The sequence below is a fragment of the Lysinibacillus odysseyi 34hs-1 = NBRC 100172 genome, assembly GCF_001591965.1.
In the GTDB taxonomy this organism is placed as follows: domain Bacteria; phylum Bacillota; class Bacilli; order Bacillales_A; family Planococcaceae; genus Lysinibacillus_B; species Lysinibacillus_B odysseyi.
On sequence record NZ_BCVX01000003.1, the window covers coordinates 355,079 to 373,026 of the forward strand.

The following is a 17,948-nucleotide window of genomic DNA, read 5'->3' on the forward strand; positions in this document are numbered from 1 at the left end:
ATGCTTCTTTCTCCCGATAGCGCCCGTACTTATATTACAGAAAGCTCTACATCTCTTTCTTTATTACTTCCGGTAGCCCGTACCATATACGTGTCACAGTGTCTGCCTCGTTAAACAAACGCTGATACACCCTTCCGCAGGCATCACGGATGAAGCGCTGCTCTTTTTCAATCGGTACAATACCTCGTCCGATATCCCGGCAAATACAGATGACATTCGTCTGTTGCTGCAGCTCCTTCAGCTGCTCCAGAATCTTTTCCGCTATCTCCAGCTCATCATAATTCTTATAGGATAATACAATTTTTTCAAAGTTTGAAATAATGACATATTCCTCCTTCGAAAATGATTTTGCTGGAAGCTCTCCTTCATAAATTGTGTATCGGCAATTTCCTAGCTGTTCAACAACGTATTGCCGCTTACCGTTATAGGCTCCTCCGATAATGACATGCATGTATTTCCCTCCTCCCAGCTCACTGTATATAGTTTTCGATGAGCGGCATGTACTTCATGAAAACCCTTTTTGAAACAGTCGGCCAAAATCAACTTAATAACGCCTCCGTGAACAACAAATACAGGCTCTGAATATATCGCCGCCATTTCGTGGAAGGCAGTCAATACACGGGATTGAAAATGGGCAAAGCTCTCTCCGCGAGGCGGTGTCGTATGGAAAGGGTCATTAATCCATGACCGGTACTCGGCGATATGCTGCAAATCTGTATATGTTTTCATCTCATAATCGCCGAAGTGCAGTTCACGGAATCGCTCATCTGCTACAAAGGGAACATGAGGAAAATAACAGGAAGCTGTCTGCTCACAGCGCACAAGATCGCTTCCAATTACAATAGCCGGCTCAATAGGAATGATAGCCTCTACCCGTTGAATAATCGGCTGATCCGTCCAGCCGATATAGCGCCTTTCTCTATTTGCCAATGTTTGCTCATGCCTTATAAGATGCACAGTAGTACGAACCATAAAATCAATTCCCCCCATTCAAAGATCGCTCCGAGTAAATCACCGGAAACCCCTCCGAAATTTCGCTTCACCCATGACCGGTATAGTCCTGTGAAAGCCAACAATGCTCCATAAAGAACGAGCAGAAGCCAGTTCTGCAGTATCATCACTATTGCTAAAATGCCGATAAAATAAGAAATCACAATCCATAAAAGCGTCCGCTCATTTACCGTCTTTTTGAAATAGCTGGCAATTCCCGTTTCTTTTGATGGCTTTGTCGTAATAAATACTAAAATGACAGCCTGTCTTGCGATAAATGGAACGAGAATCACATATAAAAGCGGAAGTCCGCGAAGCAACAGCTCATATAAAACGCCGACTTTTAATAGGACAAACAGTACGAGCGTCATAGCCCCAAATGCACCAATCCGTGGATCATCAAGGATTTCCAGCCGCTTCTTCTGGTCCCGGTAGGAAAAATAAGCATCTCCCGTATCGATTACACCGTCCATATGGAGTCCTCCTGTTGCTACAAAATGAAGGACTACTAGTAGAATAGCGGTAAATAATGGCGATAACGTAAAATATGTATCGTTTACTGTTAGAAAAATTGCCTGGAGAGCGCCTATCCCCAGTCCAATCAACGGTATAGCACCGTACATCACTGTTGCCGATCTGGCATTCATCTCAAATGCCTTTCTTATTGGCAGAGCGCTAAAAAATTGCAGGGCGAGTACTATTCCTGTCAAGATATGCTTCAACCTTTCCACCTCTTTACAATTCCGTAGTTCATTTCATAAGCTTCATCGCAAAAGCGGACAAGCCACTGATTCAGGTTTCCTAAAAGCTGCTGATAATTTTTTGTGAATTCATATTCCGAAATACCTGCATCAAGAACCTCATTGGATACGAGAATAACCGTTATCCCCTTTCTCCGCCACTCAGTTAGCTGTCCTTGCAATTGTTCAAGCATTTCTTCTGCCGGCATGCCTTCTACCAATATATTTGTTAACCATGTAGTAAGGCAGTCCCACAGCAGAATATGCCCGTTATGTAATTGATGAAAGACTGTCGGAAAGCGGTTCGGCACTTCCATCGTCAACCATGAATCCCGCTTGCGGTCAGATTGATGCCGCATAATTCTTTTTTCCATTTCTTCATCAAATGCTACACCTGAAGCAATATAAACAGCCTGGCAATGCTTTTTATACCGCTTAATATACCCCTCGGCGAAAGCGCTTTTTCCGCTGCGTACGCCTCCAGTGATAAAAATACACTTTCCCTCCACATATATCTCCCCCTTCCATCAGTCCATTCATTGAATGTAGCATATTACAGCTTTGCAATTATTATCTTCAAATAAAAATCATAAATAGTTGTCTTTTTTATCAATACAAAAAGGGACATATAATTAATTGTACAGAATTATCTATTACTACAAGCTGTATAACTATATTTTATCCTTTTCAGATCGATAAAAAAAGAGACTCCGGTTTCGAAGTCTCTTTCCTATGTAGCATCTTATAGCTTGTTGATTAATGCATATAAAGTATCTTTCAACTCATCGTCATAATTGCTTAAGTCTACAAGGTTTGCCATGCGTTCATGAAGAATTGGGCGCTCGATTACTAATTGCTCGTGTAATACTTGTGCAATTAATTCGATGAATAGCTCATTGCGGATTCGTAAACCCTCTTCTAAGCGTCCCTCTGTAATATGACCTTCTTTAGCTTGCTTTGCCATTTTACTACCCCTCCTAATATTTATGCATACTCATTTTAGCATAACAGTTAGGAGTTTTGGCAACTTTATTAGAAAATAATCCGAAGCATAGTAGATTTCACTGGCAATCCGGACATTTTCCATAGATTTCAAATTTATGTGCTTCTACAAAATATCCAGGCAGTTTTCCCCCGAGTAAATCCATCGGACATAAAGATAGCTCTTTCACATTACCGCATTCCCGGCAAATAAAATGATGATGATGATGGTCGGATTCGCAATGCATACGGAAGTTCCGCTCACCATTCAGCTCTGTTTCTTCCAATATACCGAGCTCTACAAATGTTGCCAAATTGCGATAAATGGTGTCAAAGCTCATCCCGGGAAACTGCGGTTTGAGGACGGTCAGCAGGTCGCGTGCCGTCAAATACTTTGTTGTTTCCGAAAATAAATTAAGAATGAGCTCCCGCTTATCTGTTTTTTTATAGCCATTATCCTTTAAAATTTCCCAAGCTCTTGTAATATTCACGATCTACACCTCTTTTGCAGAAAATTGAACGAATATCCTTTTCGCTAAAATGACAATTAGTAAAATTGCAATCGATGTAACGACGATTGTTCCACCTGGTGCTAAATTCAAATAAAAGGCGCTCACCAGCCCAATTACGACTGACAGCTCGCCGAAAACGATGGAATAAAAAATCGCCTCCTTAAAGCCTCTTGCCAGCCGCATCGCCGCCGCAACAGGTAGTGTCATCATGCTTGATACAAGAAGAATACCAACAATCCGCATACTTGCTGCAATAACAAGCGCTACAACAACCATAAACAGCAGATGAATCCATTTGGCAGGCAAACCACTCGCTTTGGCATATTCCTCATCAAATGACAGAACGAACAATTCTTTAAAAAAGATCAATAAAAAAATACATACAATGACAGCGATGATAGCAACAACAGTAAAATCCTGTCTTGAAACGGCAGAAACGGACCCAAATAAATAGCTCATCAAATCTGTATTAAAACCACTTGCCAGTGAAATGAAGATGGCGCTGATTCCCAGCCCGCCCGACATAATAATCGGAATGGCCAATTCTTCATAATGCTTATACAAGCGGCGCAGGCGTTCAATCAGCATGGAGCCGCCAACCGATGCAGCAATCCCCAGGTAGATAGGGTTCAATAATGCCAGAGCGGAAAAGCTTTGGCTTAAATAAAGACTCCCCGCAATCCCTGCCAATGTCACATGAGACAAAGCATCCGCAATCAGCGAGAGGCGCCGTACAACAATAAATACACCTAATAATGGGGCTATAATGCCAATAATCATCCCCGAGAAAACAGCGTTCTGTAAAAATTCATAATTCATTAATGCTTCAATCATATACGTGCTCCTTAGTGTATCTTTCGCACCGCATGTCCGTACCAAGCATCAAGCTCGTCCTGACTAATTGCGTCAAAATCATTTTTGTAGCCGTGGAAGTGGATCGTCTGATTAAGGCATGCCACATGACTGATACGGTTTGAAACAGTATCCACATCATGTGTAACGAGAATCATCGAAATATTTTGTTCCTCGTTCAACCTGGCCAGCATATCATAAAATGCCTGCACATTTTCATGATCAATCCCAACAGTCGGTTCATCCAGAATCAGCAGCTTCGGTTCAGCAACTAACGCGCGGGCGATAAATACGCGCTGCTGCTGACCGCCTGATAACTGGCCGATATTTCGTTTGGTAAACTGTTCCATTCCAACTGCCGTTAATGCACGTAAGATGCGCTCATTGGCATCTTTCGGCAGTCGATTAAAAAGACCTGCCTTTTTTGTAAGGCCGGATTTTACTACTTCCTGAACCGTTGCCGGAAACCCTGAGTTAAAGGCATTGGACTTTTGAGACACGTACCCGATCATCTCCCGGTTTTTAAAAGAGCCGGCCGGTTTGCCAAACAGTTCAATTTCACCGCTCATCGGTTTCAGCAGGCCAAGGATCAGCTTTAGCAGGGTGGATTTTCCTGATCCATTAGGACCAAGCAGAGCTAGGAAATCCCCTTCCTCTACACGAAACGAAATATTTTTCAGCACCTGTGTATAGTCATACTGGAAGGATACATTTTTTAGTTCAATAATTGTTTTTGTCATCGATTTCTCTTCTTTCCAATTCAAAATCATTACGATTTACAATTTGTTAGTATAAGTGAATTTCTGCTCTTTGTAAAGGTTTTACGCTTGAAAGGATGAGACAGTGAAAAAACTTGAATTGTTCCGTTTTTTGATGGAAGGACCAACACGTGAGGTCCAGCAGTTTTTAAAAGATAACGGTGTAGAATTAAGAAAAAGTGAAATTAAGAAATTACGTGAGGTTTTCCAAAATGCCCAGGCGAGCTGGCTGTTTACAGGTATTCCTGAATCCGTCATTAAAAAAGCCGAAAGCATAGTCGGTGCTGAAAGGGTCCAGCAATTCCTAAAGCAAATACAGTAAAAGAGGACTCTTTATAATGTAGGTTGTGCAACAGGCTGAATATGGTCATTTTAGGCTGAACTACTGTAAACATGTAGTTCAGCCTTTATTTACGAGAAACTATACACTTTATTATTTCTGCCTTTAACGGCAAGCATTATCCCTCTATTCGAGGATATTATGACTTTCTGGTTGAAAAGAAATCGGGATTTTTTCAGCAGATTTGTGTCATTTTCCATACAAAAAACGAGCCGGTTGATAGCATCAGCCAGCTCGCTTTCCTGTTAATAATGATTAATAATATAAGCTACTACAGCATCAATGCCTGTAATGACAGCTGTTTGTTTGTTTTCCGTCATAATCGAGAAAATATAGTTCTTTCCTGAATTTGCCTTCACATAACCCGATAATGTGTACACACCTGTAATATGTCCTGTTTTTGCGGCAACCCGGTACTGATAAGCTGCGGACGTAAAGCGTGTGCGTAAAGAGCCGCCTACCAGCCTGTTATTGGCTCCTCCAACTGGCAGAGAGCTGTAATATGTGTCATACGCCTGCATCCCTCTCGCGTTATAGAGAAGTGCCGTAAAGCCGTTTGGTGATATACGGTTTTTATGTGACATACCAGAACCGTCTTCAAAAGACCAGTTGCCCATATCCAGGCCGATCGATTCCCCATACTCCTGAAGAACCTTTACGCCCGTCTGTGTATCGCCTTTCCCATATGCTTCCGCACCTAGCGTCTTTACAAAAATATCGGCCATACTATTATTGCTTAATTTCATAAAAGCGGGAAACATTTCTTTTAACGTGCGGGACTTCGATGTATAGACACGCGTAGCCCCTTGAGGAACAGTACCCCGACCAATTGCCGGTGTATTCGTAAAGGCAATCCCCCTATCTTTCATTGCCTGCTGCATTGCATACATCGTATTGACAGTAGGATTGTTGACGGTCACCCATTCCTTTACCGTACTGCCGGCCGGAATACTCCCTGTAATGATGACTTGGCTTGTTCCATATTTCCTTTTAATCGTCAGTGTATTGCGCGTTCCTTTACTGCCTGTCGTTGCATAATTGGAAAGCGTCATCCCCATTGTATTCGGCAATGCCTGTACAGCAGGCTTTTTGCCTGCTGTTCCGCCGCTTACCTGTACAATAATTGTGCCCGCATCAAAATCATCATTCGGTGACAGGACAAGCCCTGTTGTCCGGGCAGCAAAATAGTCGCTTTCATCCTCTGCCGCTATCCCCGGTGTTAGTTGTTCACCAGTAAATATATGATCGTCCCCATATAGATTACCGTTTACCTTGTAAATGCCATAATTTTTCAATGCTGTGGCAAAAGTTTGGAGCTGGTTATATTGAAGCGTCGGATCTCCACTTCCTTTTAAATAGACATTGCCATTTAATACGCCGTTCGCTATATAGCCATCTATGTATAATGAGGTTTCATACCGGTAATTCTCTCCCAATAGAGATATTGCAGCTGCTCCAGTCAGCAGCTTCATATTTGACGCCGGTTTCTTTGCTGTATTGCCGTAATACTCATATAGAATCTGCCCTGTTTCCCCGTCACGTACAGAAACTCCCACTCCTGAACTGCCTAGGCTTTTACTCACAGTACCACTCAAATTCATAGAGGCTTCTGCCTGTGATGGCACCCATACTGAGGCAAAAATCATAATAAACGCTACTATTGCAGCAAAAATATTCTTTTTCATCTCGTCCCTCCCCTTCTTACTATACCATTTTGCTATGGTGTTTTTTCAAAAAAATCCATATTTCATCATCTTTCGCCAAAATTATTTCTCCCCTAACCTTATCCTAACCATTCGAATGAATTTTATAGTAACGAAAGATTTTTCATCCTCCAATCCTAAAGCAGAAAAAGACCGAAAATGCCTGCTGACGGCACTTTCGGTCTTATGAATAAGAAATCATGTATTAAGATTGATCAGCTCTTCCTTTTCTCCACGAAGCGATTCAATTTCTTCTGGACGGAATATGCTATCGCGCAGCATGGCAATTTCTGCTGTATATGGTGCCTTCTTGTTTTTAGCATCCGGACCGACAAAAGGTGTTTCCAATATTTTCGGGATATGAATTAACTGTGGATGGTGCACAACGTATGACAATGCTTCAAACCCGATTTCACCAAAGCCGATATTTTCATGACGGTCCTTGGCAGCACCGCGGACATTTTTCGAATCATTAATATGAAGCACCTTCAGACGGTCTAGGCCAATGATTTTGTCGAACTCATTCAGTACCCCGTCGAAGTCCTCCACAATATTGTAACCGCCGTCATGAACATGGCATGTGTCAAAGCATATAGACAAACGTTCATTGTGTGTGACTCCATCTATAATCCGGGCCAGTTCATCAAATGTACGGCCGATTTCCGATCCTTTCCCTGCCATTGTCTCCAGAGCAATCTGTACAGGCTGTTCATCTGTCAGTACTTCATTCAGCCCTTCTATAATTTTCGCAATCCCAGCATCTGCTCCCGCACCTACATGGGCGCCTGGATGCAGGACAATTTGGGATGCTTCAAGAGCTGCTGTACGCTTAATTTCTTCCTGCAGGAAGGTAACGCCAAGCTCAAATGTTTCCGGCTTCGTTGTATTCCCGAGATTGATGATATAAGGGGCATGGACAACGATATTTGACAAGCCATTTTCCTTCATATGAATCAAACCATTCATAATATTTAATTCAGCGATGGCTTTACGGCGCGTATTCTGCGGGGCGCCTGTATAAATCATAAAGGTATTCGCCCCGTAAGAAAGAGCCTCTTCACTTGCCCCAAGCAGCATTTTCTTACCACTCATCGATACGTGTGAACCTATCAGCATTCAGTACTCCTCCTAAAAATAGAAAAGCCGGGAGTCGGCTTTTCTATTGTCATTCTATTTATTTTTTCCCGCGGTTTTTTATACGGCGTTCACGTTTTTTGATTTTATCCATTTCCCATTTCATCGCACGTTTATAACCTGGCTTTACTTTCTTTGGTTTTCGAACTAAAGCCTTGGCCTTTAAATCAATTTCATTTTCATGTTTCACACGGTTTTTACGTTGATGACGGTCTTTTAAATCCGTCCATTCCCCATTTTTTACATCTTTCTGTACAAATGGGATACCCATTTTTTCAATTCGTGCCAGCGCGTCTTCGTCCTCCGGCTGATAAAGTGTAATGGCTGTGCCTTTATTACCTGCACGCGCTGTCCGGCCAACTCGGTGAATGAAGAATTCGAGATCTTCCGGAATTTCATAGTTAATGACATGGGAAATCCCTTGAATATCAATTCCACGGGCTGCAAGGTCTGTTGCTACGATATACTGGAACTCTAAGTCACGGATTTGCTTCATCATTTTTTTACGGTCACGTGGGCTTAAATCTCCGTGAATCTGGCCTGCACGCACACCTTGTTCTGCCAGATACCCAGCGACATGCTCCGCTGTTTTGCGTGTATTACAGAAAATGACTGCTAAAAACGGATTAATTCCTTTAATAACGTCCATCAAACGTGCATTACGAGACTTTGAACGCACAGGAACAAGCACAAACTCAATATTTTCTGCTACTGGGCGTTTATCATTCATTTGAATATGAACAGGAGAGTCCATATACTTCTTTAGGAAAGGCTGGAGCTTCTCAGGAATAGTTGCGGAGAAAACAAACATCTCCAACTTCTCCGGCATATGGGAAGCAAAGCCATCAATGTCTTCGATGAAGCCCATATCAAATGCTAGGTCGGCTTCGTCTACTACTAAAATAGGGGCAGTATGCACAAGAAGAGCCCCTTCTTTCACCAAGTCTTTAATCCGTCCAGGCGTCCCTACTACAATATGGGGCTGTGTTTTTAATTTATCAATGGAACGCTGCTTATCTGTTCCACCTATAAACAGCTTTGCCTGGATATTTGTTTTTTCAATCAGCTGCTGAAGTGCATCAAAAATCTGCTGCGCTAGCTCGCGCGTAGGAGATGTAATGACTGCCTGCACCTCCTGTCTTTCCTCTGCGATACGTTCAACAATCGGTAATAAAAAGCTATGTGTTTTTCCAGTACCTGTATGCGCTTGTCCAATGGCACTTTTCCCTTTTAATACAAGCGGGATCATTTCTTTTTGAATTGGTGTCGGTTCTTTAAAACCCAGTTCTGCAATGGCGTCCTGCAAAAATGGCTTAAATTGATAATCTGTGTATTTTGACATTTACTCACTCCTCTTACATCTTTCCTATTGTAACATGAAACGGACATTTAGTAGACCATTTGCATATGATAGCTTTAATCAAGCATTGCGTCAATTATTAATGCGAACGAAAGGAGAAAAGCATGTATCCGTTTTATCGAAACAATCCATACCGAATGCCGATGGGTCCTTCTGCTATGCCAAATAACATTCCGAATATGTCCCAAATGCCACAACAGATGCCTCAAATGCCTCAAATGCAGCAGATGCCAAATATGGGCAATGCCCCGAACATAGGGAGTATGCCGAATATGGGTAATGTTCCGAACATGGGGAATATGCCGAATATGGGCAATATCCCGAACGCAGCCGGGGCCGCCGGAGCCGCTGGAGCGCTCGGAGCAGTTGGAGCAGCAGCTTCACCATCCCGAATCGAACAGTTTTTACAATCTACAGGTCAGTTTATGCAAACTGCCCAAACGTATGCTCCATATGTTCAACAAGCAATGCCGATGCTAAAAAATCTACCTGCCCTCTTCAAGCTATACAAAGGTTTCCAAAGCATGCCTGATGCAACTCCAACGACCAAAGCAACGAGTTCAGGTGCAGCAGTTGCCTCAACCGGGAAATCTGCTTCCCGCTCCAATAGGCCATCTGTAGATACGACACCAAAGCCCTCTCTACCAAAAATCTACCAACCATAAAAGGAGGCCTCCTTTCGAGACCTCCTTTTTTATTAATTTAGCCGACTAATTAGCTTATAAATAGTTTCTTTGTATTAATGAATACGCTCCGTTATAATGGAAGAGACAAGCTTGAAAGGAGTTCGAAGCATGGAAGTCATTAAAATTAATCCACGCGGCTATTGCTACGGGGTAGTTGATGCTATGGTAATCGCACGCAACGCAGCACTAGATAAAACATTACCACGACCAATCTACATTTTAGGCATGATTGTTCATAATAAACACGTAACAGATGCATTTGAGCAAGACGGGATTATCACATTAGACGGAGAAAACCGGAAAGAGATCATTGAAAAAGTAGAAACAGGTACGGTTATCTTCACTGCGCATGGAGTTTCTCCGGAAATACGCGAAATCGCCAAGCGTAAAGGTCTTGTATCAATTGATGCCACTTGCCCGGACGTTACCGTAACGCATGATTTAATCCGTGAAAAGTCGGCTAATGGCTATGATATTATCTATATTGGTAAAAAAGGGCATCCTGAGCCGGAGGGTGCCATTGGTGTAGCTCCAGACCATGTCCACCTCGTCCAATCAATGAAGGATATTGATGCTTTAGAGCTTGATAACCAAAAAATTCTTGTAACAAACCAGACGACTATGAGTCAGTGGGATGTAGCCTTTTTAATGGAGAGCTTGAAAGAGAAATTCCCGCATATAGAAGTGCATCAAGAAATTTGCTTAGCGACACAGGTACGTCAAGAAGCTGTTGCAGAGCAGGCAGGAAACGCAGACTTACTTATCGTTGTAGGAGATCCAAAATCCAATAACTCCAACCGTCTTACACAGGTATCGGTTGAAATAGCTGGTACGCCTTCCCACCGCATTGGAGATCTTTCCGAATTACAGATTGACTGGCTGATGAATGTTGACAAAGTAGCGGTAACAGCAGGAGCTTCGACTCCTACACCGATTGTAAAGGAAGTTATCAGCTTCCTAGAAAAGTTTGATAAAAATGATCCATCTACACACGAGATTGTTCGTACTGTAACGCTTGATAAAATTTTGCCGAAAATTAAAGAACCAAAACCAGTGGATAAAATTATGCCATATTAATCGAAAGGAGCTTATTCGATAAGATATACTTATCGAATAAGCTCCTTTTATTATTTTTTACATGTAAACTCATAACTCGTCGTAAGGATAAATCCTTTTTCTACCACTTCCGCTGTCTTGCCGCTGTTTTCGCACTGCGTTTTTAAACGATCAATATTTTGGCTGCTGACAACACTCATCGCTATTGTAAATAGTAGTCCGATAACGGCGATGGCTATCCCGATGATAATCCACATTTTGCCGTTGTTAACTGTTTGTTGTTCCTTCATTTAAAATGCCCCTCATATGAATTTGAATGGTTCTGTATGAACTGTTGACTGGATAAACTGGATTGGCAGCTTTTTCTCTGTACACATTGTACTCATTTTTTCTACTACCCCTTTGATCATCACTTTCTCGACATGATGACCGGGATCTACAATATTCAAGCCATTCACCTCTGCGTCCTGTGCCACATGGAAGCCGATATCCCCTGTTACAAACACATCAGCTCCTGCATACTTTGCTGTACGGACATACTTATTACCGTCTCCGCCGATAACAGCAATCTTCTGCACGATTGAGTCAAGATCTCCTACAACGCGCAGTGCAGGGACATCAAGCTGCACTTTTACCTGCTCGGCAAATTGCTTTAGAGTCATCGGCTCCTCTAACTTGCCAATACGACCAAGACCTTGTTCACTTACTTCAATCTCAAGCGGCCATAAATCATAGGCAGGTTCCTCATATGGATGGGCATTTAACATGGCCTTTAGTATTTTATTTTTCATACTTTCAGGGAACACAACCTCAATTTTTTCTTCCTCTGTTACTTCTGCCTCCCCTACTTCACCTAAATAAGGGTCGGCTCCTTCGAGCACACGGAAACGCCCCCTACCGCTAAGGGTATAACTGCAGTGATCATACAGGCCGATTTTTCCTGCCCCGGCTTTTGCAAGTACACTCCGCATTTCCTGAGCATGGGCATCCGGAATGAAAACGGCAAGCTTCATCATTTTCTCGCTAAATGTCGGCTCCAATATTCGCCGTTCTACAAGCCCAAGTGCATCAGCAAGAAGGTCATTCACCCCTCCTGGTGCTACATCAAGATTTGTATGGGCAGCATAGACGGCTATATCGTTTTTCAACAGCTTTTCGTACAACTGACCTTGAGGGTTGTCCGTACGCAGATTACTTAGCTTTATAAAAATAGGTGGATGATGTGCGATGATTAATTCACAACCATTTTCAATCGCTTCGTCTACTACTGCATGTGTCACGTCCAATGTCACCAGCACCTTTGAAACTTGCTTGTTTAAAGTACCGATAGCCAGCCCTATTGGATCGTTCGGCATACAAGCATATTTTTTCGGTGACCAGCTTTCAAAAAGCTGAATGATTTCATGCCCATTTACTGCTTTCATACAAGCGCCTCCTTCACTAATTCGATCAGATGATGCAATTCTGCACGTTTCTCTTCAACCTCAGGGGTAGCCTCCGCTTTTTCGATTGATTGTAGCACGCGTTGCCAATTAGCAATTTCTTTTGACCATTTTTCTATAAACACATCAGATTTAGCAGCGAGTAACTGTTTGCCAAGCAGCACCTCAGCCTCTGTAAGCAGTTCTTCTCCGCGCTGCAGAACCAAGATCTCATAAACCTTGCCGTCCTCTTCTAAAATTTCCTCATTTAATAGAGCCCAACCATTTTGCAATGCCCATTCACGAATAACCTTTGCATGGATATTAGGCTGCAGCACGAGACGTGTTACATTCTCCAGCGCCTGTGGATGTTTCTCCAGAATCGAAACAATCAACGGCCCTCCCATACCGGCAATTGTCACTGTATCTACTTTATCTTCCGGTTGTACGGCCGCAAGCCCATCCGCCAGGCGAACGGTGATATTTCCCGTCAACCCTTCAGTACGAACCTGCCGTACAGCCGACTCATAAGGTCCCTTCACTACTTCTCCTGCTACTGCCCGGCTGATAACATTTTTATGTACCAAATAGCAAGGCAAATAAGCATGGTCACTCCCAATATCTGCTAGTACGGCTCCTGTTGGCACAAATGATGCCACTGCTTCTAGACGTTTAGAAAGCTTTTGTGCGTTCATATAAATCCCTCTCTTCTCTAATTCCCGTTCAAAACCATTATATAAAAAAATAAATCCCCAGTCGCCTAAACGACTAAGGATTTTAGTAGGATTATTTTAAACCAGAGATGTATTCAGCAATAGCATCTGCTTCTGCTTCATCTTTAATAACAGCAGGCATAGCGCCTTGGCCATTCATTACTACCTCTTTTACATGCGCAGCATCCAAGCCTGTAGTTAAGTTTGGACCCATGCCGCCAGTTAAGTCGCCACCGTGACAGCCAACACAAGATTTTTGTACGATTGCTTCTGCATCGATGTCTGCTGTAGCTTCACCGCCGCTCTCGCCAGCTTCTTTTGCTTCATCCTTGCTTCCAGCGCCCCCTAATGACATGAAGAAAATAAGTCCGATACCGAATGCCATAATAAGAACGTAAGGAATAAGTGGATTGTTTCTCATAGTGTGTACCCTCCCTCATTTTAAAGCTTCTTCTATAAATATAGAATCAATTCAACAATCATTATTGTACTGCATTACTGAAGAAACGGAAAGACCTAAACACCAACTTTTCTTCTCTTTGTAACAATTTTGACATTTATGCGTCAATATCCGATTGTTGGAAAAATACAACTACTAATGCAAATAAAAGTAAACACTTTCAGATAAATAAGCCATACCACTATTTTAATATAGTTTAGAAAAGCGAATATATCCGAAACTTCTTCTATTTTCAGCATTTTATTGAGCTATACTGCTTTTGTAACGCACTTTTTTTACCTATTTATCACCATGTAAATGATAATCGCTAAAACTCCCAATGTGCCTGAAACTGTAAAATATATGAGCTTCATGTAGATGCCTGATAATAACCAGAAGACACAATTTCCTATAAGCACGCTATATAAAGCAGTATTGTTTTCTGGAAAATAGGCTAAACTTAGTTTGACCGAAAGCCCAAATAATATGAGGGCTCCGCTTATATATAATATAGGCGCTAATAGCTGCTTTTTCTTTGTATAGTAAAATGCGCCAACGATGCTTGCAATTGCAAGCAGGAGGGCAGGGATACTAACAATCCATATTGCCTTGGTTGTAAATAGCAGCACAAAGAGGAAAAGGGCTAAACAAGGGATGACGATAAGAATCCGCCTCCCTTTCCGTTTTTCCTGAGCCTTTACTGACTGTTTTGCATCACCTGCTGTTTCTTTATTATGGGATTCGCCTTCTGTGTAAAGGGTCATTAAAAAGTCGCAGTAATGCTCTGGCAGCAGCTTATTCTGCTTCCAAAAGGCAATTTCATTAATAATAATTTGTTTTCGTTGATTGGCCATAGACGTTTCTCCAGAATTTATATGTTTTATAAAACTATTCTAATAGAAGCAAGGCACATTCGACATCCGTAAAAAGTAGCAATATCCTTTTTTACCTTTTTGCTGTAAGAGACTTCTGTATCTGATACGAAGGATTGGAAATAGGGAAAAATGTTTACCTAGCGCTGTTTTATCAACATGTTTTTTGTAAGATGCTAACAAAATGGATTTGTCTTAAGAATACATTGTTCCACGCAAAAAGCACCTTAAGAAATTTTTCTTAAGGTGCTGCGAACCCTTACTCTAAAAAGTCCTTTAAACGTTTCGAGCGGGATGGGTGGCGCAATTTACGTAGAGCTTTCGCTTCAATTTGGCGAATACGCTCACGTGTAACACCAAATACTTTCCCTACTTCTTCTAACGTACGTGTACGGCCGTCATCTAACCCAAAACGGAGGCGTAGAACGTTTTCTTCACGATCTGTCAATGTGTCCAGAACGTCCTCTAACTGCTCTTTCAATAATTCATAAGCTGCATGGTCTGACGGTGATTGGGCTTCCGAGTCTTCAATGAAGTCTCCTAAGTGAGAATCATCCTCTTCCCCAATCGGTGTTTCAAGAGAAACTGGTTCCTGTGCGATTTTTAAAATCTCACGCACCTTTTCAGGCGTTAGATCCATTTCTTCACCGATTTCTTCCGGAGTTGGTTCACGCCCTAAATCTTGCAGTAGCTGGCGTTGAACGCGAATTAATTTATTGATTGTTTCAACCATGTGTACCGGGATACGGATTGTACGCGCCTGATCGGCAATCGCACGTGTAATGGCCTGGCGAATCCACCAAGTAGCATATGTCGAGAATTTAAATCCTTTTCGGTGGTCAAACTTTTCAACCGCTTTAATTAAACCCATATTTCCTTCCTGAATTAAATCAAGGAAGAGCATGCCGCGCCCTACGTACCGTTTGGCGATCGATACGACGAGACGTAAATTTGCCTCTGCAAGACGTTTTCGTGCTTCTTCATCCCCTTGTTCAATACGTTCTGCCAGACGGATCTCTTCTTCTGCAGAAAGCAAATCAACACGGCCGATTTCTTTTAAATACATGCGAACTGGGTCATTAATTTTTACACCAGGAGGAACACTTAAATCATTTAAGTCGAATGCTTCTTCGCTCGCTTCTTGCTTTGATAGCGCCTCTTCCTCAAATTCTTCCTTACCTTCCACCTGCACATCATTTTTTTCAATTTCATCAGCAAAGTTAAATACTTCTTCCGTATCTAAATCAAATGATGCAAGCTTTTCTGAAATTTCTTTCATGGAAATTTCGCCATCTTGTTTTGCTTTGGCTTTAAGAAGAGTTTTCACCTCATCTAAAGTAAGTTCATTTCCTGTTTCTTTCGAACGTTCTGACTTGTCCGCCATAAACCTTCCTCCTTCTATGCAAACCGAATCGGATCACATGCTTGCTAGCTGCCGCTTCAGCTGAATCTGCTTTGCGACTAAATCACGAGCACGTAAATAATCAAACATTTTCTCCGCTTCTTTACTTTCATGAATTAAATTATCTATTTCAATCTGGATGCGGTATTTTTTCAGGTGCTTCAAACAATCAGCCACTTCTAGATCCCCATGGTCAGGGTCCCGCTCCACTAGGGCTGCCTCCATTACTATTTTACGGAGATCTGCTTCATCCAACAGTTCTACAAAACGGTGATAGTCAGAAGAGGAGTATTCCTCATAAAACCCAATCAACTTAATGAAAACCGTTTTGTAATCATCCCGAATAAATGGATCCGGCTCTTCACTGTTTAAAATTTTGTCAACCACGTATACATTATGAAGCATATGCGCGAGCAACAAACGTTCTGCACGCTCCGTAGCAGTCAATGGCTTAGTTTGTACCGGAACATGCTGATTTACCAGCCCTATTTTTTTTTCAGTCTGTTTATGATGCTTTACTTGCTCCCCTTCAAACTTGCGGTACTCGGCTTCGATAGCTTCCTTCGTAATGTTCGTCTCTTTTGCGAGCTGATTAATGTATAGATCCCGCTCAATTGGAGACGTTTTACCGACTAAATGTCCAAGCACCTCATGAATATATTGGAACGTATCATTTTCAAACTGGAAGTTTTTTCCCCGTCTTGCATGCATCATCATAAATGCAATATAGGCAAACGGTTTTTCTAATATTTGATTGGTAAAACTCTCTGCGCCGTAACGATGAATGTAATCATCCGGGTCGAGTTTATCAGGCAATACCGCAACCTCGATTTTAAGCCTTTCCGCCTGTAACATTTCCGCTGCACGCTTGGCAGCCTCAAAACCAGCATTGTCCCCATCATAGCAAATCGTAATTTGCTCCACTAAGCGCTTGAGCTTTTGGACATGCTGAGGTGTAAGTGACGTACCCATCGTTGCGACAGCGTTGTGTACACCGGCCCGGTTTGCAGCCAGCACATCGATGAATCCTTCCATTAAGACGGCCTTTCTTGTCTTGCGGATCGATGCACGTGCCTTATCGAGATTATAGAGAACCTGACTTTTATGAAAAATCGGTGATTCCGGACTATTTAAATATTTTGCTTCATCTGCATCACTATTTAAGATTCGCCCTGAAAACGCAATTACCTTTCCATTTTCATCACGAATTGGAAACATTATTCGCCCGCGGAAACGATCAAAATAACTATCATCAATTTCCTTATGAATAATTAGGCCGCATGTTGCCATATCCTCTAACATAAAACCTTTTCGTTCGAGGAGTGTTGCAAGAGCATCCCATTTCGGTAAAGCCCAGCCGATTTTATGAGTGTCAATGAGCTCGCGTGTAAAACCGCGTTCCATTAAATATTGTAATGCCTGCTCCCCGTCTTCTGTATTGACAAGCAAATGATGATAAAACTCGGTCGCAAACTCATGTGCATCCAGCATCTTCAGCTCTGTTGGAGAAAGGCCTTTCGCTCCTCCTGCATTTTGCGGCTGCACATCTACCTGTACACCAACTCGTTCTGCCAGCTTGGCCACAGCGTCGGGAAAAGGAATATTTTCTATATCCATCACAAAGGTAATGGCATTTCCACCTGCTCCACAGCCAAAGCAGTGAAAAATCTGCTTATCCTGTGACACCGAAAAAGAAGGAGTCTGCTCGCCGTGAAATGGACATAATCCAAACCAGTTGCGTCCTCTCTTTGTCAACTGCATATAGTCGCTGATGACATCAACTATATCGGACTGCGAACGAATCTCCTCAATTAACTGTTCAGGAATTTTCCCAGTCATGTAATCACCATTCTTTTTTTGTCCTTAAACACAATTCGAGATAAAATGAAAAAACCCTTTAAATTTCGACAAAAAATTTAATATTTTTCATACTATCGTCTCTATGTGAGTATTTTTACCACAATTTTATTATTATAAAACAATTCACAA

21 protein-coding genes are annotated in these 17,948 nt (G+C 42.1%); 3 read left to right on the top strand and 18 right to left on the bottom strand.

Going from position 1 to position 17,948, the window contains the following annotated elements; genetic code table 11:
* Positions 1-46: 46 nt before the first annotated feature.
* The 8 genes from BOD01S_RS06870 to BOD01S_RS06905 all read right to left on the bottom strand — a co-directional run bounded on the left by BOD01S_RS06870 (position 47) and on the right by BOD01S_RS06905 (position 4,815).
* Positions 47-451, bottom strand: a complete 405-nt coding sequence (locus tag BOD01S_RS06870; protein ID WP_036157918.1) for a bifunctional adenosylcobinamide kinase/adenosylcobinamide-phosphate guanylyltransferase — start codon at positions 449-451, stop codon at positions 47-49.
* Positions 391-972 carry a histidine phosphatase family protein gene (locus tag BOD01S_RS06875; RefSeq protein ID WP_052124972.1) on the bottom strand — a complete coding sequence of 194 codons (582 nt, stop codon included), beginning with the start codon at positions 970-972 and terminating at the stop codon, positions 391-393. The genes BOD01S_RS06870 and BOD01S_RS06875 overlap by 61 nt, the downstream gene beginning before the upstream one ends.
* Entirely contained in the window at positions 945-1,712 is a 768-nt protein-coding gene (cobS, locus tag BOD01S_RS06880; RefSeq protein WP_036157911.1) for an adenosylcobinamide-GDP ribazoletransferase, read from the bottom strand. Before cobS ends, BOD01S_RS06875 begins: the two co-directional genes overlap by 28 nt.
* Positions 1,709-2,239 carry a bifunctional adenosylcobinamide kinase/adenosylcobinamide-phosphate guanylyltransferase gene (locus tag BOD01S_RS06885; protein ID WP_036157908.1) on the bottom strand — a complete coding sequence of 177 codons (531 nt, stop codon included), beginning with the start codon at positions 2,237-2,239 and terminating at the stop codon, positions 1,709-1,711. The genes cobS and BOD01S_RS06885 overlap by 4 nt, the downstream gene beginning before the upstream one ends.
* A 233-nt stretch (positions 2,240-2,472) precedes the next feature.
* Positions 2,473-2,694 carry a hypothetical protein gene (locus tag BOD01S_RS06890; protein WP_036157905.1) on the bottom strand — a complete coding sequence of 74 codons (222 nt, stop codon included), beginning with the start codon at positions 2,692-2,694 and terminating at the stop codon, positions 2,473-2,475.
* 97 nt (positions 2,695-2,791) lie between these two features.
* On the bottom strand, positions 2,792-3,202 hold the full coding sequence (locus BOD01S_RS06895) for a Fur family transcriptional regulator (RefSeq protein WP_036157901.1): 411 nt from the start codon (positions 3,200-3,202) through the stop codon (positions 2,792-2,794).
* A gap of 3 nt (positions 3,203-3,205) precedes the next feature.
* Positions 3,206-4,057, bottom strand: a complete 852-nt coding sequence (locus BOD01S_RS06900; RefSeq protein WP_036157898.1) for a metal ABC transporter permease — start codon at positions 4,055-4,057, stop codon at positions 3,206-3,208.
* 11 nt (positions 4,058-4,068) lie between these two features.
* Positions 4,069-4,815, bottom strand: a complete 747-nt coding sequence (locus BOD01S_RS06905; protein ID WP_036157894.1) for a metal ABC transporter ATP-binding protein — start codon at positions 4,813-4,815, stop codon at positions 4,069-4,071.
* A 103-nt stretch (positions 4,816-4,918) separates the two neighbouring features.
* Here BOD01S_RS06905 and BOD01S_RS06910 point away from each other — a divergent pair, with 103 nt between their 5' ends.
* A complete protein-coding gene (locus tag BOD01S_RS06910; RefSeq protein ID WP_036157891.1) occupies positions 4,919-5,155 on the top strand; it encodes a hypothetical protein in 237 nt (78 codons plus the stop codon).
* 263 nt (positions 5,156-5,418) lie between these two features.
* On the opposite strand, the gene dacB is transcribed toward BOD01S_RS06910, so the two are convergent.
* The 3 genes from dacB to BOD01S_RS06925 all read right to left on the bottom strand — a co-directional run bounded on the left by dacB (position 5,419) and on the right by BOD01S_RS06925 (position 9,352).
* Positions 5,419-6,858 carry a D-alanyl-D-alanine carboxypeptidase/D-alanyl-D-alanine endopeptidase gene (dacB, locus tag BOD01S_RS06915; protein WP_036157888.1) on the bottom strand — a complete coding sequence of 480 codons (1,440 nt, stop codon included), beginning with the start codon at positions 6,856-6,858 and terminating at the stop codon, positions 5,419-5,421.
* Between the two features lie 216 nt (positions 6,859-7,074).
* Positions 7,075-7,992 carry a deoxyribonuclease IV gene (locus tag BOD01S_RS06920; RefSeq protein ID WP_036157885.1) on the bottom strand — a complete coding sequence of 306 codons (918 nt, stop codon included), beginning with the start codon at positions 7,990-7,992 and terminating at the stop codon, positions 7,075-7,077.
* A 58-nt stretch (positions 7,993-8,050) separates the two neighbouring features.
* Positions 8,051-9,352, bottom strand: coding sequence for a DEAD/DEAH box helicase (locus BOD01S_RS06925; protein ID WP_036157882.1), 1,302 nt, complete (start codon positions 9,350-9,352; stop codon positions 8,051-8,053).
* A 122-nt stretch (positions 9,353-9,474) separates the two neighbouring features.
* On the opposite strand from BOD01S_RS06925, the gene vrrA reads away from it, so the two are divergent.
* Together vrrA and BOD01S_RS06935 are read left to right on the top strand one after the other, a co-directional pair.
* Complete coding sequence (vrrA, locus tag BOD01S_RS06930) at positions 9,475-10,035, top strand: VrrA/YqfQ family protein (RefSeq protein ID WP_052124971.1); 561 nt, start codon at positions 9,475-9,477, stop codon at positions 10,033-10,035.
* Between the two features lie 129 nt (positions 10,036-10,164).
* Positions 10,165-11,133, top strand: coding sequence for a 4-hydroxy-3-methylbut-2-enyl diphosphate reductase (locus tag BOD01S_RS06935; protein WP_036157879.1), 969 nt, complete (start codon positions 10,165-10,167; stop codon positions 11,131-11,133).
* 50 nt (positions 11,134-11,183) lie between these two features.
* On the opposite strand, the gene BOD01S_RS06940 is transcribed toward BOD01S_RS06935, so the two are convergent.
* The 7 genes from BOD01S_RS06940 to dnaG form a co-directional block, all read right to left on the bottom strand.
* On the bottom strand, positions 11,184-11,402 hold the full coding sequence (locus tag BOD01S_RS06940) for a hypothetical protein (protein WP_036157876.1): 219 nt from the start codon (positions 11,400-11,402) through the stop codon (positions 11,184-11,186).
* Positions 11,403-11,414: 12 nt separating this feature from the next.
* Positions 11,415-12,536, bottom strand: coding sequence for a Nif3-like dinuclear metal center hexameric protein (locus BOD01S_RS06945; protein WP_036157873.1), 1,122 nt, complete (start codon positions 12,534-12,536; stop codon positions 11,415-11,417).
* On the bottom strand, positions 12,533-13,228 hold the full coding sequence (locus tag BOD01S_RS06950) for a tRNA (adenine(22)-N(1))-methyltransferase (protein ID WP_036157870.1): 696 nt from the start codon (positions 13,226-13,228) through the stop codon (positions 12,533-12,535). The genes BOD01S_RS06945 and BOD01S_RS06950 overlap by 4 nt, the downstream gene beginning before the upstream one ends.
* A gap of 91 nt (positions 13,229-13,319) precedes the next feature.
* Positions 13,320-13,667, bottom strand: coding sequence for a cytochrome c550 (gene cccA / locus BOD01S_RS06955; protein WP_036157868.1), 348 nt, complete (start codon positions 13,665-13,667; stop codon positions 13,320-13,322).
* Between the two features lie 314 nt (positions 13,668-13,981).
* The gene (locus BOD01S_RS06960) at positions 13,982-14,539 is read right to left on the bottom strand and encodes a hypothetical protein (protein ID WP_036157865.1); all 558 of its coding nucleotides are present in this window, start codon (positions 14,537-14,539) and stop codon (positions 13,982-13,984) included.
* Positions 14,540-14,816: 277 nt separating this feature from the next.
* A complete protein-coding gene (rpoD, locus tag BOD01S_RS06965; protein ID WP_036157863.1) occupies positions 14,817-15,941 on the bottom strand; it encodes an RNA polymerase sigma factor RpoD in 1,125 nt (374 codons plus the stop codon).
* Positions 15,942-15,974: 33 nt separating this feature from the next.
* On the bottom strand, positions 15,975-17,798 hold the full coding sequence (gene dnaG, locus BOD01S_RS06970; RefSeq protein WP_036157860.1) for a DNA primase: 1,824 nt from the start codon (positions 17,796-17,798) through the stop codon (positions 15,975-15,977).
* Between the last annotated feature and the right edge of the window lie 150 nt (positions 17,799-17,948).